At 65.5% G+C, this 22,721-nt stretch carries 21 protein-coding genes and 2 tRNA genes; 8 read left to right on the top strand and 15 right to left on the bottom strand.

All coding sequences use genetic code 11. The features are described from left to right. Positions 1-466 (top strand): TCP-1/cpn60 chaperonin family protein (locus CT676_RS23375; RefSeq protein WP_275552119.1); only part of this gene is annotated, 466 nt, incomplete at its 5' end. Positions 467-588: 122 nt separating this feature from the next. Here the strand turns inward: CT676_RS23375 and lepB are convergent. The 5 genes from lepB to CT676_RS23350 form a co-directional block, all read right to left on the bottom strand. After that, on the bottom strand, positions 589-1,335 hold the full coding sequence (lepB, locus tag CT676_RS23370; RefSeq protein ID WP_071912536.1) for a signal peptidase I: 747 nt from the start codon (positions 1,333-1,335) through the stop codon (positions 589-591). A gap of 162 nt (positions 1,336-1,497) precedes the next feature. Further along, positions 1,498-2,649, bottom strand: a complete 1,152-nt coding sequence (locus tag CT676_RS23365) for a slipin family protein (protein WP_135215476.1) — start codon at positions 2,647-2,649, stop codon at positions 1,498-1,500. Between the two features lie 339 nt (positions 2,650-2,988). Further along, positions 2,989-3,054 (bottom strand) — tRNA-Asn (locus tag CT676_RS23360). Between the two features lie 4 nt (positions 3,055-3,058). Beyond that, positions 3,059-3,128: transfer RNA gene (locus tag CT676_RS23355), tRNA-Phe, on the bottom strand. 193 nt (positions 3,129-3,321) lie between these two features. Then, on the bottom strand, positions 3,322-4,155 hold the full coding sequence (locus CT676_RS23350) for a LysR family transcriptional regulator (RefSeq protein WP_071912531.1): 834 nt from the start codon (positions 4,153-4,155) through the stop codon (positions 3,322-3,324). A gap of 127 nt (positions 4,156-4,282) precedes the next feature. Between CT676_RS23350 and CT676_RS23345 the strand changes: the two genes are divergently transcribed. The 3 genes from CT676_RS23345 to CT676_RS23335 all read left to right on the top strand — a co-directional run bounded on the left by CT676_RS23345 (position 4,283) and on the right by CT676_RS23335 (position 7,001). Continuing rightward, the gene (locus tag CT676_RS23345) at positions 4,283-4,876 is read left to right on the top strand and encodes a cysteine hydrolase family protein (RefSeq protein ID WP_135215475.1); all 594 of its coding nucleotides are present in this window, start codon (positions 4,283-4,285) and stop codon (positions 4,874-4,876) included. Between the two features lie 12 nt (positions 4,877-4,888). Beyond that, positions 4,889-5,527, top strand: a complete 639-nt coding sequence (locus tag CT676_RS23340; protein ID WP_135215474.1) for a glutathione binding-like protein — start codon at positions 4,889-4,891, stop codon at positions 5,525-5,527. A 109-nt stretch (positions 5,528-5,636) separates the two neighbouring features. Next, positions 5,637-7,001 (top strand): caspase family protein, encoded by a 1,365-nt coding sequence (locus tag CT676_RS23335; RefSeq protein ID WP_135215473.1) that lies wholly within the window; start codon positions 5,637-5,639, stop codon positions 6,999-7,001. A gap of 39 nt (positions 7,002-7,040) precedes the next feature. On the opposite strand, the gene CT676_RS23330 is transcribed toward CT676_RS23335, so the two are convergent. The 7 genes from CT676_RS23330 to CT676_RS23300 form a co-directional block, all read right to left on the bottom strand. Next, a complete protein-coding gene (locus CT676_RS23330) occupies positions 7,041-8,477 on the bottom strand; it encodes an NAD-dependent succinate-semialdehyde dehydrogenase (protein WP_135215472.1) in 1,437 nt (478 codons plus the stop codon). A 12-nt stretch (positions 8,478-8,489) separates the two neighbouring features. Next, on the bottom strand, positions 8,490-9,137 hold the full coding sequence (locus CT676_RS23325; protein WP_135215471.1) for an ATP-binding cassette domain-containing protein: 648 nt from the start codon (positions 9,135-9,137) through the stop codon (positions 8,490-8,492). Then, on the bottom strand, positions 9,138-9,839 hold the full coding sequence (locus CT676_RS23320; RefSeq protein ID WP_135215470.1) for an ABC transporter ATP-binding protein: 702 nt from the start codon (positions 9,837-9,839) through the stop codon (positions 9,138-9,140). Beyond that, positions 9,836-10,579, bottom strand: coding sequence for an ABC transporter ATP-binding protein (locus tag CT676_RS23315; protein ID WP_028158494.1), 744 nt, complete (start codon positions 10,577-10,579; stop codon positions 9,836-9,838). The genes CT676_RS23320 and CT676_RS23315 overlap by 4 nt, the downstream gene beginning before the upstream one ends. After that, a complete protein-coding gene (locus CT676_RS23310) occupies positions 10,576-11,619 on the bottom strand; it encodes a branched-chain amino acid ABC transporter permease (RefSeq protein WP_135215469.1) in 1,044 nt (347 codons plus the stop codon). The genes CT676_RS23315 and CT676_RS23310 overlap by 4 nt, the downstream gene beginning before the upstream one ends. 3 nt (positions 11,620-11,622) lie before the next feature. After that, on the bottom strand, positions 11,623-12,543 hold the full coding sequence (locus CT676_RS23305; protein WP_135215468.1) for a branched-chain amino acid ABC transporter permease: 921 nt from the start codon (positions 12,541-12,543) through the stop codon (positions 11,623-11,625). A 104-nt stretch (positions 12,544-12,647) separates the two neighbouring features. After that, positions 12,648-13,940: an ABC transporter substrate-binding protein gene (locus tag CT676_RS23300; protein WP_244623242.1), complete on the bottom strand. Its 1,293-nt coding sequence runs from the start codon at positions 13,938-13,940 to the stop codon at positions 12,648-12,650. Between the two features lie 136 nt (positions 13,941-14,076). Between CT676_RS23300 and CT676_RS23295 the strand changes: the two genes are divergently transcribed. Both CT676_RS23295 and CT676_RS23290 read left to right on the top strand, forming a co-directional pair. Beyond that, positions 14,077-14,910, top strand: coding sequence for a MurR/RpiR family transcriptional regulator (locus CT676_RS23295; RefSeq protein ID WP_135215467.1), 834 nt, complete (start codon positions 14,077-14,079; stop codon positions 14,908-14,910). Between the two features lie 22 nt (positions 14,911-14,932). Continuing rightward, the gene (locus tag CT676_RS23290) at positions 14,933-15,754 is read left to right on the top strand and encodes an SDR family NAD(P)-dependent oxidoreductase (RefSeq protein ID WP_135215466.1); all 822 of its coding nucleotides are present in this window, start codon (positions 14,933-14,935) and stop codon (positions 15,752-15,754) included. Positions 15,755-15,814: 60 nt separating this feature from the next. Here the strand turns inward: CT676_RS23290 and CT676_RS23285 are convergent, their stop codons facing one another. Continuing rightward, positions 15,815-16,906, bottom strand: coding sequence for a DUF2778 domain-containing protein (locus CT676_RS23285; RefSeq protein ID WP_166342460.1), 1,092 nt, complete (start codon positions 16,904-16,906; stop codon positions 15,815-15,817). A gap of 658 nt (positions 16,907-17,564) precedes the next feature. Here CT676_RS23285 and CT676_RS23280 point away from each other — a divergent pair. Both CT676_RS23280 and CT676_RS23275 read left to right on the top strand, forming a co-directional pair. Beyond that, positions 17,565-18,089 carry a FecR domain-containing protein gene (locus CT676_RS23280; protein ID WP_063982428.1) on the top strand — a complete coding sequence of 175 codons (525 nt, stop codon included), beginning with the start codon at positions 17,565-17,567 and terminating at the stop codon, positions 18,087-18,089. Positions 18,090-18,150: 61 nt separating this feature from the next. Continuing rightward, entirely contained in the window at positions 18,151-20,037 is a 1,887-nt protein-coding gene (locus CT676_RS23275; protein ID WP_135215464.1) for an adenylate/guanylate cyclase domain-containing protein, read from the top strand. A gap of 13 nt (positions 20,038-20,050) precedes the next feature. On the opposite strand, the gene CT676_RS23270 is transcribed toward CT676_RS23275, so the two are convergent. Both CT676_RS23270 and CT676_RS23265 read right to left on the bottom strand, forming a co-directional pair. Next, on the bottom strand, positions 20,051-21,553 hold the full coding sequence (locus tag CT676_RS23270; protein WP_135215463.1) for a glycosyltransferase family 39 protein: 1,503 nt from the start codon (positions 21,551-21,553) through the stop codon (positions 20,051-20,053). 6 nt (positions 21,554-21,559) lie between these two features. Next, positions 21,560-22,693: a glycosyltransferase family 2 protein gene (locus CT676_RS23265; protein ID WP_135215462.1), complete on the bottom strand. Its 1,134-nt coding sequence runs from the start codon at positions 22,691-22,693 to the stop codon at positions 21,560-21,562. Positions 22,694-22,721 lie beyond the last annotated feature (28 nt).

Raw genomic sequence — 22,721 nt, 5'->3', positions numbered from 1 at the left:
CAAGGATCGCGTTGATGACGCGATGCATGCGACCCGCGCGGCGGTCGAGGAAGGCATCGTCCCGGGCGGCGGCGTCGCCCTGCTCCGTGCCTCCGAGCAGCTCAAGGGTCTGCGCACCAAGAACGACGACCAGAAGACCGGCGTCGAGATCGTGCGCAAGGCGCTGTCGGCTCCTGCTCGCCAGATCGCGATCAACGCCGGTGAAGACGGTTCGGTGATCGTCGGCAAGATCCTGGAGAACAAGACCTACGCTTACGGCTTCGACTCCCAGACCGGCGAGTACGTCAACCTGGTCACCAAGGGCATCATCGACCCGACCAAGGTGGTCCGTACCGCGATCCAGAACGCAGCCTCGGTTGCCGCGCTCCTGATCACCACGGAAGCCATGGTCGCCGAGCTGCCCAAGAAGGGCGGCGCCGGTCCGGCGATGCCCCCGGGCGGCGGCATGGGCGGCATGGACTTCTAAGGTCCAACCACCTCAAGAACTACGAAACCCCGGCAGCGATGCCGGGGTTTTTGTTTTAGGCAAACTCTCTCCCCCCGTCATTCCGGGGCGCGCGGAGCGCGAGCCCGGAATGACGGGGCCCCTCACCAGACCTTCCCCAGCCGCTCCATGTGCGGCTCGCCGTCTTCATCGAGCGACCAGAAGATCCGGGTCACCCGCCCGACGAGGTTGTCCATCGGGATGAAACCCATCGTTGCCATCACGCGGCTGTCGCTCGAGTTGTCGCGGTTGTCGCCCAGCACGAAGAAATGGCCGGGCGGCACGGTGTAGACATTGGTGTTGTCGTAGTAGCCGTTCTCAACGCAGTCGTAGGTGATGTAGGAATTGCCATTGGGCAGCGTCTCGCGCCAGCGCTTGACCTTGACGCTGCCATCCAGACCGCAGGCGGTGCCGGCGAGCCCGTTTGCGAGCGCGACGCGCGTCACCGGTCTGTCATTGAGGACAAGCTGTCCCTGCCGCATCTGGATGCGGTCACCGGGCAGCCCGACCACGCGCTTGACATAGTCGACCGAGGTGTCCTTTGGCGCGCGAAACACGACGACGTCACCGTGCTCGGGCTCGGCCGCAAAGACACGGCCCGAGATCCATGACGGCGCGAACGGAAAGGAATAGCGGCCGTAGCCATAGGCATATTTTGCGGCGAAGACGTAGTCGCCGACGACCAGCGTCGGGGTCATCGAGCCGGAAGGAATGTTGAACGGCTGATACAGGAAGAAGCGAAACAGGAACGGCGGCGACCACAGCACCGGGATCAACAGGATCAAGACGACGATCGCTTTCCATTCCCGCGGCCGGGCCGTAGGGCGGATCGTTTGCTGAAGAGTGGTCATTCGCTTGCCATGATCGAGATTGTGGTCGTCACCGTGAGATTACGCAACCTTCGCGCGCGTGCAATACCCACTCATGGTTTGGTCGCACGGGCGCGCGCACGCGTTCATCGCAAGCGTCGACAATGGACATATGAAGGGCCGCCCGTGGGCGGCCCTTCTGCTTCATGCGCTCTCGGGCGCCTTCAGGCGCACGAGCCGGGTCAGGAGGGCATCGAGGCCCTCGCCGTTGCCGGCATGGAGGTCGATGCGGCCGACCTTCTCGACCAGCCTCTCCAGCGACTCCAGCTCCTTGAGCCGCAGCAGCAGGGGGTTCTCCTCCATCAGGCGGGCGGTGTTCAGGAGCGAACGCGTTGCCGCGGTCTCCTCCTGCCGGCGGATCAGGTTCGCCTTCGCGACCCGCTCCGCCTCCACCACCTTGTTCACCAGCTCCCGGATCTCGCCGGGCAGGATCACATCCTTGACGCCGAGCTCGGTCACCTCCACGCCGGACTCCGCGACGCGTGCCCGCACATAGTCGCGCAGCTCCGCATCCAGCGCCGCCTTCGCAGACAGCACCTCGTCCAGCGTCCGGCCCGCCACCGCCTCGCGGATCGCGAACTGCACCAGCCGATACAGCCACGCATCCACGTCGGGCACGGTCGCAACCGTGCGCTCGGGATCGACGATCCTGCGGAACGCCGTCAGCGTCACCCGCAGCGCGATGCGATCCTTGGTCAGCATCTCCTGCGCGGTGATCTCGACCGCCTGGGGCCGCAGGTCGAGGCGCTTCACCTCGATCTTGCGGCCGACGGTCCAGAAGGCGTGCCGGCCGGGCGCGAGCCGCTCCACGAGCCGGCCCTCGACATAGAGCAGGCCCGCCTCGTGGTTCTCGACCACCGCTTCCATCACGACGGTCGAGCGATTGCGCTCGATCATGGTCAGGTGCCGCGCGCCAACCCGGGGATCGGCGGACACATCGATGCGCTCGACATCGATGCGGGTCGCGACCTTCCAGTAGACGCGCGCCTGCCAGGGCGTCATCAGATGCACGGGCCGGCCGTCGAGGCTGACGATGGCGATCTCGTCCGCCTTGGTCTCGATCGCCTCGAACAGCTCCGCGGCCAGATCAGGCCGCGCGGCCTTCAGCACCGCGTAGCGATCCGCAGAGAATTCGCTGCGGACCACGTCGAGCACCTCGGCCTTCAGCTCGTGCAGGGGATCGAACAGCCGGTGCTTGCCGGGCGCGAGCACGCGCACGAGCTGTCCGTTGCGCGTGAGCAACGCACGCTCGCCGTCCTTCACCGTCACGTTCAGCATCAGCAAATGCCAGGTCATGGCACGCCTCCATCATATTGCCTCCGGCCGAACGCGGCCGGATAGCGGGTTTCGTTTGCAAAGGACGTGAGGACGCGGACGACGCTTCCCGGGAAAGCGGCGGGCCGGGGCTTGAGCTTGCATGACGACGGGCGCACACGCGCGATCGCTCGACGCGTGTCGAGCGGTCATGCGGAGCCACCCGGCATCAGCGCAAGCGGTATCGACCCGCGGCGCAAAGCCGGTCTCACAGTGTCTAGGTTCGGACGGAATGCCTTTCGGCAAAACGGCCGGACTGCGACTGAAGCGCGCGTCCGGTCCTCGTCAGAGGTATCAGCTTTTCAGGCTGAAACGGAGCGCTGGAGCGGGATTCGAACCCGCGACAGGATGAGTAACAGTCATCTGCTCTACCAAACTGAGCTATCCTTTGTGCAAGAGACCGGAATCGAACCGATGCCTTCGGGTGTTCAGCCCGACGCTCTCCATGAGCTACGTCCTGCGTTTGCCCTTCATTCGGCGGAACACGAAACCGCAGAGCGGCTCGCGCCAGTCGGGATCTCAGAGAGCCCGAACCCATGGCCTAGCGAAGGAGGGCGCTAATAGACGAAGCACGTTCGGGTTGCAAGGGGGAAAGCCAAGATTTTTCGTCACGCACTCCGCACTGTGACGCGATGATCACAATGCGAGGTGACGTCAACCGCGCGACGTTTCCTGAAAACACGCCCTCACCCAGTCGATCGTCACACGCGTCGCGGGATCGCGCTTGAGGTGGTTTTGCACCAGCAGCCAGGCGTCGCGCCGCTTCGGCAGCAGCGTGGCGCGCAGGCGGCGATCGCCGAGCAAGTCCGCGCAAACATACTCCGGCAACACGCCGGCGGCCCGATGCGCGCGGATCAGGTTACGGATGACGCGAACGTTGTCGGTGACGCAGCGCGCGCGGGCTTGCTTCATGCGCAGGAATTGCATCTCGGGAATGGCACCGAGTTCGTCCGGATAGGCGCACAGCACCGGTTCGCCCTCGGTCGCAACAGGCTCGAAATAATAAATGCGGATCTCGCCGAGCCTGGAGATCGCGAAGTCACCCTTGTCGGGTTTGCGCAGCCGGATGGCGAGATCGGCTTCCCAGCGCGAGAACTTGACGTTCTCGCTCGAGGTGAGGAATTGCAGCGTCAGGCCGGGATTGGCGCGCAGGAAGTCGCTCGCGCGCGGCGACAGCACCTCCTCAGCGAACGTGTTGGTGGAGGCGATGCGCAGGCGTCCCACCGGACCTGCCAGGCTCGCGCCGACGCGACCGATCTCGGCGGCATGTGCGGCCATCGCCTCGACATGCGCCAGCACCGCCTCGCAACTCCGCGTCGGCCTGCGGACGCCGTCGGCGGCCTCGAACAGACGCAAACCGAGCGCACGCTCGATGCGCGACAGCCTGCGCCCGACCGTCGTCTCGTCGATGCGCAGCCGCGCGCTGGCGCCCGCATAGGTGCCCTCGTCCCTGACGGCGGCGATGATGCGCAGATCGTCCCAGTTCATTGCGTCAGGTTATACCGGCCGGGATCAGCCTGCAATATCGCAGCCACCCGCTGCAATATCCCTGCATATCGGCAGGCATTCCCGGGGCTATGTTTGTGCAGCCTTTTGCCCCGGAGATTTCCAGACCATGACGACCGCAAAGACCCTGCTGCAGCTCGCCGGTGCCGATCTCAACCCGCCGCGTCTTGGCGACGCTGCGCTGGTGCTGATCGATATCCAGAACGAATATCTCGCTGGTCCGCTCGCTTTGCCCGACGCGGGACCTGCGATCACGCGGGCGGCTGCGCTCCTGGCACGGGCACGCGAGAGCGGAGCCGCGATCATCCATATCGCCCATCGCGGCAAGGCCGGCAGCCTGTTCGATCGCCGCGCTGAGCGCGGCGCCATCGTCGCCGAGCTGAGCCCCCGTGCCGGCGAGCTGGTGATCGAGAAGGAGTTGCCCAATGCATTTGCCGGCACTGATTTGCAGGCGCGCCTTGCCGCAACCGACAGGAAGAACATCGTGCTGGCCGGCTTCATGACGCATATGTGCGTCAGCTCCACCGCCCGTGCCGCGCTCGACCTCGGCTTTCGCACGACTGTTGACGCCGATGCCTGCGCCACGCGCGACCTGCCCGACGGCCGCGGCGGCACGCTGGACGCCCGGACCATCCACGCGGTTGCGCTCGCCGAGCTATCCGACCGCTTCGCGATCATCGCGCGCGGCGATGTGCTGAAATAGCGGAGCAACGCGATGCTGCAGCTCTATTTCTCGCCGATGGCCTGCTCGCTTGCGAGCCGCATCGCGCTGATGGAAGCCGGCCTCGATGCGCGCTATCATCTGGTGCATCTCAGGACCAAGACGGTCGCCGACGACGACGGCGATTTCCGCGGCGTGTCGCCGAAGGCCGCGGTGCCGGTCCTGGTGCTGGAGAACGGCGAACGGCTGACCGAAAGCGCGGCGGTCCTGCAATACATCGCCGATGCGAAGCCGGAGGCGGGTCTCGCGCCCCGGTTCGGCGATCCCGACCGCTACCGCCTGCAGGAATGGCTGAGCTTCATCGGCACCGAGATCCACAAGGCATTCCTGTTTCCGACCTTCTGGTACAAGGACGACGGCTCGCTCGCCAAGCCGCGTGCAAGGATCCCGCAGACATTGGCGGTGCCATCGGCGCATCTCGCGGACCGCGAATTCCTCGTCGGTGACAGCTTCACCGTCGCGGATGCCCATCTCGCCTGGGCCCTGCTGCTGCTCCGTCCCGCGGGCGTCGACATCGCACAATGGCCAAGCCTGTCGGCCTATCTCGCGCGCATGCAGGCGCGGCCCGCCGTGCGGGAGGCGATTGCGACCGAGATGGAGCTGCGCAAGACGGTGGCGGCAAACCCGGCGTGACAGGATGTCACGGTCGCCAAATCTGACGGGTCCACAGCGAGGGCATTGATACCGACGCGGCATGCGCTAATCTGGGGCATATTTTTCGATATTTCCCTGGAAGGCATTCATGCGTGCTCCTTCTGGAATTTTGCGTCTTTTTTTCCTGACCCTCCTCGCCCTCTGGCTGAGCTTTGGGCTGAGCCTTGCCCCCGCATCGGCGGACACGCGGGTCGCGCTGGTGATCGGCAACGGCGCTTATGTCTCTACGGCGCAGCTACCCAACCCGTCGCACGATGCCGAAGACGTCGCAGCCTCGCTCAAGCGCAGCGGTTTTGAGGTGTTTCAAGGCATCGACCTGCGTCAAGCCGACATGCAGGACCTGACCATCCGCTTCGCGCGCGCCGCGAGCCGTGCCGACGTCGCGATGTTCTATTACAGCGGCCATGCGATGCAGTACAACGGCGTGAACTATCTGATGCCCGTCGACGCCGTGCTGACGGATGAGGCGGACCTGAAGCGCTTCGTGCGGGTCGACGACATCGTGAACGATCTGCAGCAGGCCAAGAATTTGCGCATCCTCGTGCTCGATTCCTGCCGCGACAATCCGCTGGCCGAAACCTTGAAGCGCTCTGCCGGCTCGACCCGCGCCGTCTCGATCGGACGTGGCCTGTCGAAAGTCGAGGCGCCGCGCGGCACGATCGTGTCGTTCTCGACGCAATCTGGACAGGTCGCCGCCGACGGCACCGGCCGCAACAGCCCTTACACGACCGCGTTCCTGAAGCACATCGAGGACCCGCAGGAAATCGGCGACGTCTTTCGCGACATCAGCAGCGACGTCTATGATTCCAGCGGCAAGACCCAGCTGCCGGAGCTCTCGCTGTCGATCATCGGCAAGTTCTATCTGAACGGGCCTGTGTCGGTCACGGTCGCGCCGGCGGCCTCCCAAGCTGCACCGAAGGCCGATCCCTGCGCGGCCGCCGAGGCGCACTGGAAGGCTGCTGAGGGCATCGGCACGCTGGGTGCCTTTGAGGATCATCTCGCGAGATTCCCGAACTGCATCTTCGCCACCCTCGCCAAGGCACGCATTGAAGGCCTGAAGCAGAAAGTGGCGGTCGCGCCGAGCGGTAACGCCAGAACCACCGGCAGCAAGGATTTCGACGGCAGTTGGGACGTGACGTTGAACTGCTCGGCTTCCGGCAAGGCACAGGGCTTCACCAGGCCCCTGGTCGCCACCGTGACCAATGGCGTGTTTCACGCCGAGGTGCAGGGTCCGGGCGGTGTCAATCGGCTGGAGATCGACGGCCAGATCCCCGCGGACGGCAAGACGACCTTGAGCGCGCGCGGCACGACGGGGGCGAGCACCTACACACTCAACAACCTCGCACCCGGCTCGCCTTACGCCTTTACGGTCGATGCGCAGTTCGATCGCACCCGCGGCAGCGGCAAGCGCAACGAGGCGCGCGCCTGCAACCTGGTTTTCGTCAAGCGCTAAGCCGCGCGATGATCGCGCGGCCTCGCATGCAACGCCCGCTCACACGCCCGTCTGGCTGATGAACTTGGTGTTGAAGTAACCTTCCATCGCCTCGGTGCCGCCTTCCGAACCATAGCCGGAATCCTTGATGCCGCCGAACGGCACTTCAGGCAATGCCAGACCAAAGCTGTTGATCGACATCATGCCGGCCTCGACCGCCGCGCCGATCGCAGCCGCCGTCTTGGCCGAGCTGGTGAAGGCGTAGGAGGCGAGACCAAAGGGCAGCCGGTTCGCCTCCTCGACCACGTCGTCGAATGACGAGAAGCGGGAGATCAGGGCGAGCGGGCCGAACGGCTCCTCGTTCATCGCGCGCGCATCCTTCGGCACATCGCTCACCACGGTCGGCTCGAAGAAATGGCCCTTGTTGCCGACGCGCTTGCCGCCGGTCTCGAGCCTGGCGCCCTTGCCGACGGCATCCTGCACCATGCCTTCGATGGCGGTGACGCGGCGCGGATTGGCGAGCGAGCCCATTTTGGACTCGGGATCGAGGCCGTTGCCGACCTTGAACGCCTTGGCGCTGTCGACGAATTTGTCGACGAATTCGCGGAACACGTCGTCCTGCACCAGCATCCGCGTCGGCGAGATACAGACCTGGCCGGCGTTGCGATATTTCGCCGCCGCCAGAATCTTCGCGGCCGACGCGACGTCGGCATCCCCAAAGACGATCGCCGGAGCATGGCCACCGAGCTCCATGGTGGCGCGCTTCATGTGCAGGCCCGCAAGCGCATTGAGCTGCTTGCCAACATGGGTCGAGCCGGTGAAGGAGATTTTCCGGATCACCGGATGCGGGATCAGATATTCGGAGATCTCCGACGGCACGCCGTAGACGAGGTTGATGACGCCGTCGGGCACGCCCGCGTCCGCAAACGCGCGGATCAACTGCGCGGGCGAAGCTGGTGTCTCCTCCGGCGCCTTGACGATGATCGAGCAACCGGCAGCGAGCGCCGCGGAAAGCTTGCGCACGACCTGGTTGATCGGGAAATTCCACGGCGTGAACGCGGCGACCGGGCCGACCGGCTCCTTCATCGCGATCTGGTAGATGCCGGGGCCGCGCGCGGGGATCAGACGGCCGTAGGCGCGCTTGGCTTCTTCGGCGAACCACTCGATCACGTCAGCGGCGGCCATCGCCTCCATCTTCGCTTCACCGAGCGTCTTGCCTTGCTCCATCGTCAGCAGCGGCGCGATCTCGTCATTGCGCTCGCGCATGATCGCGGCGGCCTTGCGCATGATCCGGCAGCGCTCGAAGGGGGCAACGTTACGCCAGACCTTGAAGCCGGCGGAAGCGGCGGCGAGCGCCTCGTCGAGATCGGATTGGCCAGCATGCGCGACGGTGCCGATCACCTCCTCGGTCGCGGGATTGCGCACCTCGATCGCTTTGCCCGAATGGGCCGGGCGCCATTTGCCGGCAATGAAAAGCTGCGTGTTCGAATAGGCCAACGGAATCTCCTTTTAGGTCGAGCTGTGACAGATGGCGTCCGCGGCGCGCGTCATCTCCGGTCCGAGATAGAGGCGGAAGCGCGGCTCGGCGGCGAGCGTGCGGAAGTCCGCCATCCGCGTCACCCCGCCGCCGGCGACGAACAGGAATTGCCCGGCGATCTCGGCGAGGATGTCGAGGTGCCAGCTGGCTGTCGGATGCATGCAGAGGATGACCAGCCTGCCCTCGTCGCGCAGCTTGCGGAAGAAATCGAGCATGAAGCCGATATAGCCGTCCTGCAGGTTGAACTGCGGTTCGTCGAACAAGTGAACCAGCGGCGTACGAGTCGGCGACGGCGCCAGCAAGGCGGACGGAACGCGCTTGCGGAACCGCCTGACCTGATAGGACTGGTGATAGTGGATCGCGAGCCGGTCGCGCTCGCGGTATTTGACGCCGTGGATATCGGTACCGGCGACCAGCACGCGCCCCGAAGTCGGCGCGTTGGAACCGGTCATCATCTCGAACAACGTCGTCTTGCCGGCGCCGTTCGGCCCGACCACGCCGACGATGCCCGGCTCCTCCAGCGACAGGTTTGCCTGAAGCGTGAACGTCGGACGGCGGATGACGCGGCCCCTGGTGTAGACCTTGCGGACATCATCGAGAACGAGCAGCGGTGCGGCCACTTATTGTACTCCCAGCAAGCGCTGACGAAGCGCGCGATCGTCGCGCAAGGCGGCGGCCTCGCCGGTCCAGACGATCCGGCCACGGTCGATCACCGCGGCATGGTCCGCGACCGACAGCGCGATCTCGGCATTCTGCTCGACAACCAGCGAGGCGATGCCCTCGTCCTTCATGCGCAATATCGTCGCGAGCACGTCGCCGACGATCTTTGGCGCAAGACCCTGGCTCGGCTCGTCGAACAGGACCAGTCCCGGCGAGCCGACCAGCGCGCGCGCAATCGCGACCATCTGCATCTCGCCGCCCGACAGGTTCTCGCAGTCGCGCTCCATGAGATATTCGAGCGGCGAGAAGATCGCGGCTGCCTCCTTGACGCTCCAGTTGCGAAAGCGCGTGCGCTTCTGCGCGATGGTGAGGTTGCGCGCCACCGACAAGGTCGGGCACAGCCGCCGGTCGTCGGGCACCCAGCCGATGCCGGCGCGCGCGATCTCGTGGGTCGGATCGCGCGTCACGTCATGCCCGTCAAAACGAACCGCGCCGCGGCGCGGGCGCGTCAATCCGAGAATCGAACGGAGCATGGTGGTCTTGCCGGCGCCGTTGGGCCCGAGCAGTGCAAACACCTTGGCGTGCTCGATGGCGAGCGAGGCGCCGAACAGCGCCTGGGTCTCGCCGTAGAAGGTATCGACCCCGTCCACTTCGAGGATCATGCGAACTTCCCGAGATTGGAACGACGCACCCATTCGTTCTGCTGCAGCTCGTGCGGCGTGCCGCGCGCTACCACCTGGCCCCAATGGATGACCGAGATGCGATCGGCGAGCGAGAACAGGAACTCCATGTCGTGCTCGATGGCGACGATGGTCAGCCGGCCCTTCAGGCGCGCCACCAGAGCTGCCAGCCGCTGCACGCCGTCGGAGCCGAGGCCGGAGGTCGGCTCGTCCAGGCACAGCACGCGCGGGGCCTGCGCCAGCGCGACCGCGATCTCCAGTGCGCGGCGGTCGCCATAGGACAGGTCTTTGGCGCGGACGTCGCCCTTGTCGGCAAGCCCGACCGCGGCGAGCGCTTCGGATGCCTGCTCGGCAAACCTGCGGTCACCGGCTGCGGCACGGGCGATATCGAGGCCACGGGCGCGAAACGCGGGCAAACCCATCATGACGTTGTCGCGGGCAGAAAATTCGTCGAACAGGGTCATGATCTGAAACGAGCGGGCGATACCCTTGGCGGCGATGCGGTGGGGGCTCAATCCCGTGACGTCCTCGCCGCCGAGCAGGACTCGGCCGCGGCTCGGTTTCACCCTGCCGGTGAGGACGTTGAAGAAGGTGGTTTTGCCCGCGCCGTTGGGACCCATCACGCCGTGAAACTCGCCCTCGGCGACCGCGAGATCGACGCTTTCCAGCACGACGCGGTCGCCGAAGCGAACGTGCACACCCGCGGCCTCGATCATGCTCATCGCCCGCCCCCGACCAGCAGACGCATCGCGGACGTGCCGCGCCGCCGCAGCGCGTTGAGTGAATGCTGCTGCACGGCGGCCGAGAGCGCGCCCGCGATGCCTTCCGGGCGGAACAGCACGATCGCAATGAACAGCAGACCGAAATAGAGCATCCAGGCATTGGTCAGCGCGCCGATCACGTCGCGCGCGGTGAGGAAGAGAAACACGCCGATCACCGGCCCCCAGAAGCTGACGAGCCCGCCACCGACCAGCGTCATCATCACGACGTAGCCGGATTGATGCAGGCTCATGACATCGGGGAATGCGGCGAGCTGCGCCATCGCGAACAGTCCGCCGGCAAAGCCGGACACGGCCGCCGACAGCGCAAACACCGACGCCTTGTAGAGCCACACGTTATAGCCGAGATGGGCGGCGCGAACCTCGCTCTGCCTGATCGCAGCGACCACGCGGCCATAGGGCGAGTGCACCAGCCGCCACAAGACGGCGGTACCGACCGCGAACGCCGCGAGCACAAAATAGTAGAACGCGACATTGTCGGTGAGATCGAACGACACCAGCCCGAAATCGGCCGGCAGCCGCTTGATCTTGAGAAGCCCATCCTCACCGCCGGTGATGCGGTGCGACTTGATCGCCAGCGTCCAGAAGATCTGGCCGAAGGCGATGGTCATGAAGGCATAATAGATGCCGCGCCGGTGCGAGATGAACAGCGCCACCAGCACGCCGGCAAGCCCCGCGACCACGGCCGCGGCAGCGAGACAGATCCAGAGATTGGCGACAATGTCGAACTGGCAGAGCCCGAACGCATAGGCGCCGATGCCGAAATAGGCGCCATGTCCGAACGAGGGAAGTCCGGCCGTGCCCAGCACCAGATTGAACGCGAGCGCATAGAGCGACCAGATCAGGATCTCGATCCCGAGATAGGGATAGAGCCCGATCCGCGCGATCCAGAGCGGCACCGTTGCAAGCACCAGCCAGAGCACCAGCATCGTCGGCGTGACGAGGCGCGCGGCATCGGATGAAGAATTTGATCCCACAATCATTCCCTAGGCCTCGAGCACGCTTTTCTTGCCCCACAGGCCGCGTGCACGGAACGTCACGACGGCGACCAGCAGGATGTACATCGACAACAGCGACCATTCGGACGCGTAAGCGCCGGCAAGGCCGACACAGAGTCCGACCAGAAGCCCGGCCACGGCGGCGCCCCAGAAACTCCCGACGCCGCCGAGCACGATCACCAGGAACGCGGGGATGACGGCATCGACGCCCATATGCGGACGAATGCCCCAGATCGGCGCAACGATAATGCCCGCGATCGCGGCCAGCATGGTGCCGAACACGAACACCAGCAGCCGTAAGCGCGACAGGTTGATGCCGAGCGCGCGGACGATCTCGCTGTCATGGGCGCCGGCCTTGACCGTCGCGCCGAACGAGGTCTTCTCGATCAACAGCCAGACCAGGCCGATGATTCCGGCCGCGATGCCCGCCGCGTAGAAGCGATAGGTCGACCAGATCAGATCGCCGAACAGGAAGCCGCCGTTGATGGCGGACGGAACCTGCAGCACATAGTCGCGCGTGCCCCAGACCAGGCGGATCAGCTCCTCGATCACCATCGCCGCGCCGAAGGTCAGGAGCAGTCCGTACAGCGGATCCTTGCCGTAGGTCCGCCGCATGCAGAGCTCGATCAGCATGCCGACGAGGCTCACGACCACGGGCGCGATCACCAGCGTCGCGGCATAGCGCCAGCCGAGCGGCAGCGCGAGCCACACTTTGGCAAGATCGACCGGCAATGGCGGGCGCGGTCCGGTCAGCTGCATGGCAACGTAGGCGCCGAGCGCGAACAGGGAGCCATGCGCGAGGTTGATCTGCTCCATCAGCCCGACAATGAGCATGAAGCCGAGCGCGATCAACGCGAACAACAGGCCAAGCGTCAGGCCGTTCAGAAGATGCGGAAGAAGGTCGAACAAGGTCTTGGTCTCGCAACTGGCATTTGCTCACTCGGGACACCGATGGCCCGGGCTTGCGGCGCGCGACACGCGCGCCGCTCGTTCCATGACGCGACGCACCGTCTCTAGGAGTCGACGGTCGGCACCTGCTCATAGGGCGTGAGCTTGCACTTGCCGGGCGCAGCGTCATCGGCAGCCGATTTCGGCTCCGTCCAGCTGATGATCTCGAACAGATCGGTGTTGTCGGCCGGCTTGGCGTTGCGCCGCGCCAGATAGATCGTCTGCTGCATCTGATGCGTCATGGGGTCCATGTAGGCGTCGAAATGCTGCATGCGGTCGGTCGCCGAGACTTTCAGGTTCTCGAGCTCTTTGATGATCTTGACGTTGTTGGTCGACCCTGCCCGCTCGATCGCACGGAGCAATTCGCGCGTCGACATATAGCCATTGTAGGAGACGTTGCCCGGCACCGGGATCGGGCCGTCCTTGTTGGCGGCCTGCCATTTCCTAACGAACTCGGCGACGCCGGGCAGTTGCAGCTTGTGATACCAGGTGGTGCCGAACACGCCGAACAGGCTGTCGGGCGCGCCCCATACATCGGGCCAGTCCTGCTGGTTGTTGATCCAGGCCGGCTTGCCGTCGAGCTTGAGCTGCGCGACCTGCTCGCGCAGCGCCTTGATGTCGTCGCCGCCAATCGCAGTCGCGACCACGTCGGGCTTTGCTTGTTGGATCTTCAGGAGGTAGGCGGTGAAGTCGCGCGTGTTCTGAGGCACCAGCAAATTGTCGATGATCTTGCCGCCGGCAGCCTCGACCTGCGCCTTGGTCGCGGCGGACGTGGTGTGACCCCATACGTAATCGTTGGTCAGCAGCATCCAGTTCTTGCCGATGGAATCGACGGCGTTCTTGACGGATGCCTTAGAGAAATTGGTGCCGTTGCCGTCCCACACGAATTTCACGCGTGAGCAATTCTCCCCGGCCTCGCTCGGCGCGGAGGAATTGGTGTTCATGTAGATCACGCCGTATTTGCTGGCGACCTGGGTGATGGCGTTGGCGACGCCGGAATGCAGCGCGCCGATCAGGATAGTGCAGTCCTCGCGGGTGATGAAGCGTTCGGCAACGCGGCTGCCGGTGGCCGGCGTCGTCTCGGTGTCTGCGGTGATGAACGAGACCTGGCGGCCGAGCACGCCGCCTTTGGCGTTGAACTCGTCGATCGCCATCTTGATGCCACGGAAATCATCCTGGCCGCTGTTGCCGTATTGGCCGCTGGCATCGCAGGTCAGGCCGAGCTTGATCGGCTTCGCGCCTTGCGCCCACGCGTGATTCTCTTTCCACGGCCCGAAGAAGCTGCCGGTGCCGCCGATGACGCTCGCCATCAAGCTGCCCTTCAGAACGCTTCGCCGTGAGATCTGACGCCCTCTCATCGTTTCCTCCCGTTTTCGAAGTCTTTTGCTTTTTTGTGCCATTAGAATATTCATTCCATTTGTTATGTAAAGTAGAATATTTGATCCAAACGGTGAAATGCCGTTAAACAGGCGACCGATCTGGAGACCCGAGACGATGAACAAGGCACAAGGCGCGATGAGCTACGACGAGCTGCGCGGCGCCATTGCGCAGCGGCACCGGGCGCTATCCGGCCGGCTGCAGCAGATCGCGGAGTTCGTGCTCGATCACCCGACCGATGTCGCGCTCGGCACCGTGGCCGAGGTGGCGCAGCGCTCGGGCGTGCCGCCCTCGGCGATCGTTCGCTTCGCCCATGCGCTCGGCTTTGGCGGCTTCACCGAGATGCAGCAGGTGTTCCGCTCCCGCCTCGTCGCCGGCGTCGCGCCGAGCTACAAGGCGCGGCTCGCGCGCATGAAGAGCGAGGAGAAATCGGTGCTCGGCCGCCAGCCCGCCGCGGTGCTGTCGCGCTTCGTCTCGGAAGCGCAATCGTCGCTGGTGACGCTCAGTCAATCCGTGCATGCGCGCGAGCTCGACGCCGCCACCGCGATCCTCACCAAGGCGCGCGACATCTATCTGCTCGGCCTCGGCGGCTCGTTTCCGGTTGCGACCCACCTCGCCTACGTGCTGCGCAAGCTCGGACGTCGCGTCGTCCTGCTCGATGGCACGGGCGGCAGCATCCACGAGCAGTCGCATGCCGCAACCACGGAGGACGCACTGGTCGCGATCAGCTTCCGGAACTACTATCCGGATACGGCGCGGCTGTTTCCCGAACTCGTTGCGCGCGGCGTGCCCACGATTTCCATCACCGACAGCCTCCTGAGCCCGATCGTCGAAGGCGCGAGCGTCGTGTTCGAGATCCAGGACATGCCCGAGCCGGCGCTGCGCACGCTGGTCGCACCGATGTGCCTCGTGCAGGCGATGGCGATCGGGCTCGATCTCGCGGCGGACTGACGTTTCATAACAGGAGAAGAACATGGCTGCACATGACGGGAAAGTATTGTCAGGACAGGTGGCGTTGGTGACCGGCGCGGGACGCGGGCTCGGACGCGCCTTTGCAGAGAAGCTCGCCGCGCTCGGCGCCGATGTCGCCATCCACGGCATGCGCGAGAACGGGCCGGCGGAATATGGCGAGGGCACCACCCTCACCGCGGTGGCGGCAGAAATCGGCCAGCAATTCGGCGTCCGCAGCCAGCGCGTGCTCGGCGATCTCACCAGGGGCGATCACATCGCGCGCGTGATTGCCGAGACGGAAGCAGCCCTCGGCCCGATCGGCATTCTCGTGCACAATGCCGGCGGCGACATCGCAGCCGCCGGCGGCAAGCCGGACCCGAACGACGCGGTGAACATCAAGGAGGCCGATGTGCGCGCGGTGCTGGAGCGCAATCTGCTCTCGACCATCCTGACCTGCCAGGCGGTCGCGAAGGGAATGATGGAGCGGCGCCGCGGCCGCATCGTCACGCTCGGTTCGGTCGCCGCGTTCAAGGGCCGCACCCAGGGCTCGATCTATGCGGTGTCGAAGGCCGGCGTGACCCACTACACGCGATGCCTGGCCGACCAGCTCCGCGCCTACGACATCGCCGTCAACTGCATCGCGCCCGGCGATACCCGCACCGGCCGTTTCCTCGGCACGCGCGCGGTGGACCCCGACAGGATGGTCGAGACCGGAACGCTCGACCGCATCGCGACCGTCGACGAGGTCGCGCGCGTCGTCGAGTTCTTTGCAGGTCCCATGGGCGCCTTCGTCTCGGGCCAGGTGCTCAGGATCGACGGCGGCGGACAATGCTGGCCAGGCTAAATCAGAAAAGAAAAGGGCCGCTGCAAGCGGCCCTTTGAGATCATCGCGAATTGACTGAGCTTACTCGACCCGCGCCAGCACCGCGAGCTTGCGGATGCCCTTGTTACGGTAGGCGTCGAGGAACGCGTAATAGTCCTTGAACGACACACAGCCGTTGGAATCGCCGTTCGGCCCGAGCATGAAGGTGTGGGCGAGCAAGCCGTCGCGGCCGTAGATCGCGCTCTCGCCGCCGATCGGGGTCAGGCGCAGCGCCGGCACGCCATGGAACAGCGCTTCGCGCGGCTTCAGCGTGTAGATGTGCGGCGGCGTCACGCCGCGCATGCGGACGCGCGAGGAGCGCGGATCGTCGAGATTGGAGCCGAGGCCGGAATGCGCCTCGAGCTTGGTGCCGTCGGGCAGGTAAACCATCTTGGCGGTGATGTCGTAGACCGCCGTGTCGCGCTCATAGGGCGCCGAACCGCCGAGCATGGGGTTCTGCTCCCGCGGCGCGATGGACGCGGTCACGCTGGCATCGGCCGAGGCATAGGCCAGCAGCCCGCCGGACGGCTCGCGCTTGCCCCATAGCTTCTCGACCATCGACTGGCGCGGCCCGGTGATCGACATCACCGCGGCCTTGGCGCGATCGGCAAACGATTTCGGCTTCGCCTCGGGCGCCGGCACGATCTCGGCCGGATCGGCCGAAGCCAGCTGCATCTGCGCATCCGGCGCGCGCTTGGCCTTGTCCGCAGTTTTGTCGGCAATCTTGGCCGGTGCTGCCGGCTTCAGCGCGTCCGCGACCTTCGCGATCACGCTCTGCTTGGGTGCGTCCTTCGACGCTTCCTTGGCGACGGCGACCTGGGTTGCGGGCGCGGCGCTCGCATTCGACGCCACGCCCTGGGTCGCGGCCGCGGCAAAGCGCTCGTTGAACATCTCGCGCGAGATCGGGGCTGCGACCTGGAGCCGGTCGGGCAGCAGCGCAAAGGTGTCCCTGATGGCCTCGCCGGCCTCACGCAGCGCCACCCTGGGCGCGCGCTTGATCACGGGCTCGTCGTAGCCAATGCTGCCGACGGTCGGATAGACGCTGGCGCCGAGGACGTTGCTGTAGATGGTCCAGCCGGCGCCCATCACGACGCAGCCGATCGCCGCAGCGCCCAGCCAATTGGTGGTGGTCATTTTCCGGGAAGGCTTCCGAAGAGAATTCTTGGACTTCCGTGCCGCGTTATTCTGCGCAGCGATACTCGTACTCATTCGCCTTGCGTCCAGGACGGTGTCACTCAGTCCCCCTTCGAAGTGCCGCTGGTCACGATCCGGGAACAGCATCTCGCAGGAGGTCGGAGCGTCATTAAGGCGACTTTTAGTTAAATGCAGATTAAGTTCGGGCAGATGTGAGGCACCGCGTTAACGCTGTCCCATTTCGAGAAAAAAGTCCGCAAAACTACGGACTTAGCAGCATCTGTTAACTATAATTCTCGGCCGGTTCGGCGCGTTCGACGGACGTCACAGGCCGCCCCTCTAAGGCCATCCAACCAAGTCGTTTTCGTGGTCTTCAATACCTGGACAATAGCGGGGAAGCGTTGCGCGAGGCTGGTGCGCGCTGCCCTCTCCAGCGGGTGTCAGCAGGGTGGCGGCAGAGCCCGTCCCACATCACACATCGCGCACAGAGTGCTCACGCGGCACGGCCGCCCTGACTGAAAGTTGATCGCGCCGGACTGGAAAAGACCGCACCGAGGAAATAGCTCCGAGAGCGGCACTTTTCAGCAGCCTCTGCGTGTGATACGGTACCGTATCAACATCGCTTTGAACTGTGCCAAGCACGCAAACGGAGGCTGGCATGAGAGGGATCGCGGGCGCCGGTATTTTCGCTCTGGCGTGGTTGTTTCAGTTGATCGGGTCTGCGAATGCACAGCCGGCTGTCAATGTCGGCTGCACGGCATCGCCATCGGCTGCGGGCACGCAAGTGTGGCGCTGCGACAACGGCATCACCATCGTTGCGGAAAACGGCGCCAGATTTGAACTTAAGGACGCCAACCGCGACGGACATATTGACTCCGTGGAGTTGAGCAGCAAGGCGCTGCTGATCGAGGTGCCCAAGAAGCCCGGCGGCAATCCCTTCAAGGTGCTGACGCCGCAGGCGATCGCCGCAGTGCGCGGGACCAAATGGGCCGTCGATGTCGCTGAGGCCAAGACCGCGGTCTTCGTTGCTGACGGCCGTGTCGGTGTGAGCCGCAGGGCTCGTGGACGCGGCGTCGTGCTCGGACCGGGCCAAGGCGTCGATGTCGAGGCAACGGGCCCGTTGACCGTCAAGACCTGGGGCCAGCCGCGCGTCGACGCGCTGATGGCAAGACTGGGTCAATAAGGCCTGGACAATTAAGGCCCGCGCAGCAACGCCCGGGCGACAAAGAAGATTGCATTACGTAATGACTAGACGCGTTCAGATTCTGGTGGCACTCGTCCTCACCGCGCTGTGGGGTGCCGGCATCTATGCCGGCCACGCCAACGGTCATCTGCGCTTTCTTGATCGGCTCGAGGCGACGCTGACGGATTGGCGGACCCAGGTCCGCGGCGTGCAGGCTCCGCCCGATCTCGTCACCATCGTCGCAATCGACGACACCGTCGTGAAGCGCGGCGGCAGCTATCCGCTGCCGCGCGCCGATCTCGCGCGCGTCGTCGATACCATCGTGCAGTTCAAGCCGAAGGTCGTCGCGATCGACCTGCTCCTGGTCGACCGCAGCGCTGCGATCGGCGACGCGACGCTGGCCAACACGCTCGCCACCGGTCCCATGGTGCTCGCCGCCGCGGCGATCTTCCCGACCGCCAGCGAGACCGTGGAGCCGGGCACCCAAGGTCCCCTCGCCGCGCTGCCACAGGCCGAGCGATTCCTGCTGCCGCTGCCCGCCTTCGCCGATCACGCCGAGGTCGGAGTCGTCAACGTCGCGACGGGGCAGTCGGGCTCGCCGCTTTCGGTACCGATGCTGTTCCGGACCCGCGACAGGGTCGAGCTGTCGTTTCCCTTGCGCGTCGCGACGCGCGCGCTCGACAAGCCGCTGACGATCGCGCCGGATCATCTCATGCTCGGCGACCGCGCGGTGTCGACCGACAGCGATTTCGCGCTGCCGATCACCTATTACGGCCCGCGCCGCACCATCCGCACCGTCAGCGCGCAGAGCATCTTCGACGGTACGCTCAATCGCGCGGCGATCGAGAACCGCATCGTCGTGATCGGCGCCGCGGTCGCCGGCGGCGGCGACTTCTATCCGACACCGTTCGATTCCCTGATGCCCGGCGTCGAGGTGATCTCGACCGCGATCACCCATCTCGTCGCCGGTGACGGCATCGTGCGCGACCGCAAGGTCCACATCGCCGACGCGCTTTTCGCGATCCTTTTGCCGATGCTGCTGGTCGGCCTGCTCGCCTGGCGGCGCAGCGCGCCCGGCATCGTCGCGGCCGCCGCGGTGATGATCGCCTGGGCCGGGCTCAATCTGTTCGCCTTCACGCACGGCGTTTGGCTGAACGCCGCGACGACACTTGCCGCCGCGGTGCCGCCGGTCGCGGTCTTTGCCGGCGTGCAGCTGTGGGCCGGCGGCCGCCGCACGCAATATTTTGCCGCCAAGAGCAGGTCGCTGGCGCAATTCCAGGCGCCCGCCGTGCAGGAATGGCTGACGCGCGATCCGAATTTCCTGTCCAGGCCGGTCCGGCAGGATGCGGCGGTCGTCTTCATCGATCTCTCAGGCTTCACGACGCTCAGCGAACGGATCGATCCGGACGAGCTGCAGCATCTGCTGAGGGCATTTCACGCGCTGATCGACAAGGCCGCGGTCGATTGCGGCGGCCTGATCACCGGCTTTCTCGGCGACGGCGCCATGATCCTGTTCGGACTGCCACACGCGATGCCCGACGACGCCGCTCGCGCGCTGCAATGCTCGATCGACCTGTATCGCAGCGTCGATCGCTGGATCGCTTCGCTGCCGCCTGCCCTTCGCGGCCAGCTTGGTTTCAAGATCGGCGCGCATTTCGGCCCGATCGTCGCCTCCCGCCTCGGCGAAAGCCACCAGCACATCACGGCGACCGGCGACACGGTCAACGTCGCGAACCGCTTGATGGAGGTTGCCGCCCAGAACTGTGCGCGGCTCGCGCTGACCGATACGCTGCTGGATGCGGCCGACTTCCACGGCGCTCCCGACGGCATTCTGTCAGGTCCCCTGCTCACGCAGGTCCGCGGCCGCTCCGGCGTCGTGACCGTCTGGTTCTGGCGCGACCAGAACGGGCCGAGCCAGGCAGCCGCCAGGGCCGAGATGATCGACTGATTTTTGGGGCCACCTACCGCGCTTCCGGCGGCGGCGAGCGGTCGAGCACGTCGCCCTTGGCGCCTTCGAGCAGATCAATGCCGTAGGTCTCGACCACGAGCGGCCCGCGCTTGCGCTGCAATTGCGCAATTTGCGTCACCTTCGCGAAGAGCTCGTCGAGGGCGGGATGGCCGTCCGGGCGCAGCTCGTCGACAGAGATCAGCTTGCCGGCAAGCAGCTTTGGATCGGGCTCGGGCATGTTGACCCAGCGGATGCGCTGGTTCTGCTGCAGCACGCAGGTGCCGCGCGGCAGGTAAAAGGCGAGCCAGCCCGTGGTGCCGTAGTCCTGCGCGAGCACGCAGGTTGCCCCACTGCGCGCGCGCACCGCTTCGATCTCGGCGGCGAGCTCGCGCCAGCCGACGCCGACGCTGCGCACCGTCGCGTCGCGGCGATAGCCCGACAGCCAACCGGTGTTGGCCTGCACGATCAGCGCCGCAAACATCACGATGCCCACGGGCGCGGCCCAGCGCAGGCAGAAATCCGCGAGGCGGCGCGCGCGCGGTTGCCACGGCACGAGATTGGCGGCGGCGGCCGCGGCAACGATGAAGGGCGGATAGACCGGCGCGAACCAGTTGGCCTCGACGCGGGCATGCAGCGAATGCCAGACGAAATAGACGACGATGGTCCAGAACAGCGTCTCGATCAGCAAACGCGAGGCCAGCGCGCCGGCCCGGCGCCAGGTCAGCGCGTGCAGGCCCATCGCGCCGAGGATGAAGACCAGCGGCGTTGCGAAGGCGATCTGGGTCGGGATCAGCTCGGCGATGAAGACGGGACGGAAGTCCTCGATCTTCGCGCGGCCGAGCTGCTTTACGAACGAGACCCATTGATGATCCGCATTCCACAGGATCACCGGTGAGAACAGCGCGAACGCAACGAGACCGCCGAGATAGGGCCAGGGCGAGAGGAACCAGCGCCGCAGTTTCGGCACGGCCGCAAGCCAGATCAGGATCGCGGCGCCAAAGAACATCGCGGTGTATTTCGACAGCAGCGCCGCGCCGACCGCCGCGCCGACGGCGAGCCACCAGACGCCGCGGCCGGTCTCCAGCACCTTGGCGAGGAAGAACAGCACGAAGCTGGAAGCAACCAGCAGCGGCGCATCCGGCGTGACGATCAGCGTGCCCACCGAGGCCATCATGGTCACATTGAGCAGGATGGCGCTGGTCGCAGCCACCCGCGCGCCGCCGAACAGGATGGCGGCGGAGCGGTAGATCGCGTAGCTCATCGGCAGCGCGAGCAGGATCGAGAACACGCGGACGCCGAGCTCGGTGTCGCCGGCGATCATGGTGCCGGCGCGGATCACATAGGCGACCATCGGCGGGTGGTCGTAATACCCCCCGGCGAGGTTCTTCGACCACATCCAGTAATAGGCTTCATCGAAGGTGATCGGCGTGAACGCGGCCGCGACCAGCCGCAAGCCGACCAGCGCGACGATCACCAGCGCGGTATTGCGGACAATCCGCGCGTCAGCCCCGCCCATGTCGAGCTATTTCTTGCGCCAGACGAACAGTCCGGACATCGCGTAGTTCCACACCACGCCCATCAGCGCGCCGGCCATGCCGGCCAGCCACCAGATCGGCTCCTGGTCGTAGACCGAGAAGGCGACGCCGACATTGGCGAGCAGGCCGACACTGCACACGATGTAGAAGGCGATCAGGCCGCGCAGCAGCGCAAAGCCCTTCAGCCGCTGGTCGCGATAGGTGAGGAAGTTGTTGAGGACGAAGTTGCTGGTCATGGCGACGACGGCGCCCGCGGCCTGCGCCTCCGCGAACGGCGCCTTGAATAGCTGAAGGGCGATGAACAGCGTCGTCAGATGCACCACGAGGCCGATGCCGCCGACCATCGCGAACAGGATGAAGCGCAGCGAGACAGCATCGTTGGTGAATTTGGCCAGCACCAGGCCGAGAAAATCCAGCGCGACCATGGAATCGAGCTTGCTCTCGCCGTGCTGGCGCTCGCCGAACGTGTAGGGAATTTCAACGGCTCGCAAGCCACCGTTCGCGCTCGCGACGAGGTCGAGCAGGATCTTGAAGCCGTGCACCGACAGCTTCGGCGCGAGCTCCTCGAAACGGTCGCGGCGAACCATGAAGAAGCCGCTCATGGGATCGGCGATCTCGACCCGCAACGCCTTCCTGGCGAGTTCGGTCGCAAGCGCGCTGGCGCCGGCGCGCTGCTTGTTGAAGCCTTCGCTCTTGTAGCCCTCGATGTAGCGGCTGCCGACGACGAGATCGGCCTGGTCGCTTGCGAGCAGCAACAGCATCTTCGGCAGTTGCGTCTCGTCGTGCTGGAGGTCGGCATCGATCACGGCCACATAGGGCGCGCTGGAGGCCAGGATGCCCTCGATGCAGGCGCCCGACAGGCCACGGCGGCCGATGCGACGGACACAGCGCACGCGGTTGTCGCGCTGCGCCAGCGCGCGCACGACGTCCCAGGTGCCGTCGGGCGAATTATCGTCGACGAACACGACTTCCCAGGCGACGTTGGCGAGCGTCGCCTCCAGCCGCCGGTACAGCACCGTGACGTTGTCGCGCTCGTTGAACGTCGGGACGATGACCGACAGTTCCGGCGCCTCTTGAGCCTGCGGGGGAGTGCCGGAGCCCGGTCTGATCGCTTCATTCATGACGGCAGCGTATATCCGCCGCGTCCTG

The organism is Bradyrhizobium sp. MOS001 (assembly GCF_004634465.1).
Classification (GTDB): Bacteria; Pseudomonadota; Alphaproteobacteria; order Rhizobiales; family Xanthobacteraceae; genus Bradyrhizobium; species Bradyrhizobium barranii.
Note: the sequence above shows the minus strand (reverse complement) of the source record. Positions and strands in the feature narration are given on the sequence as shown.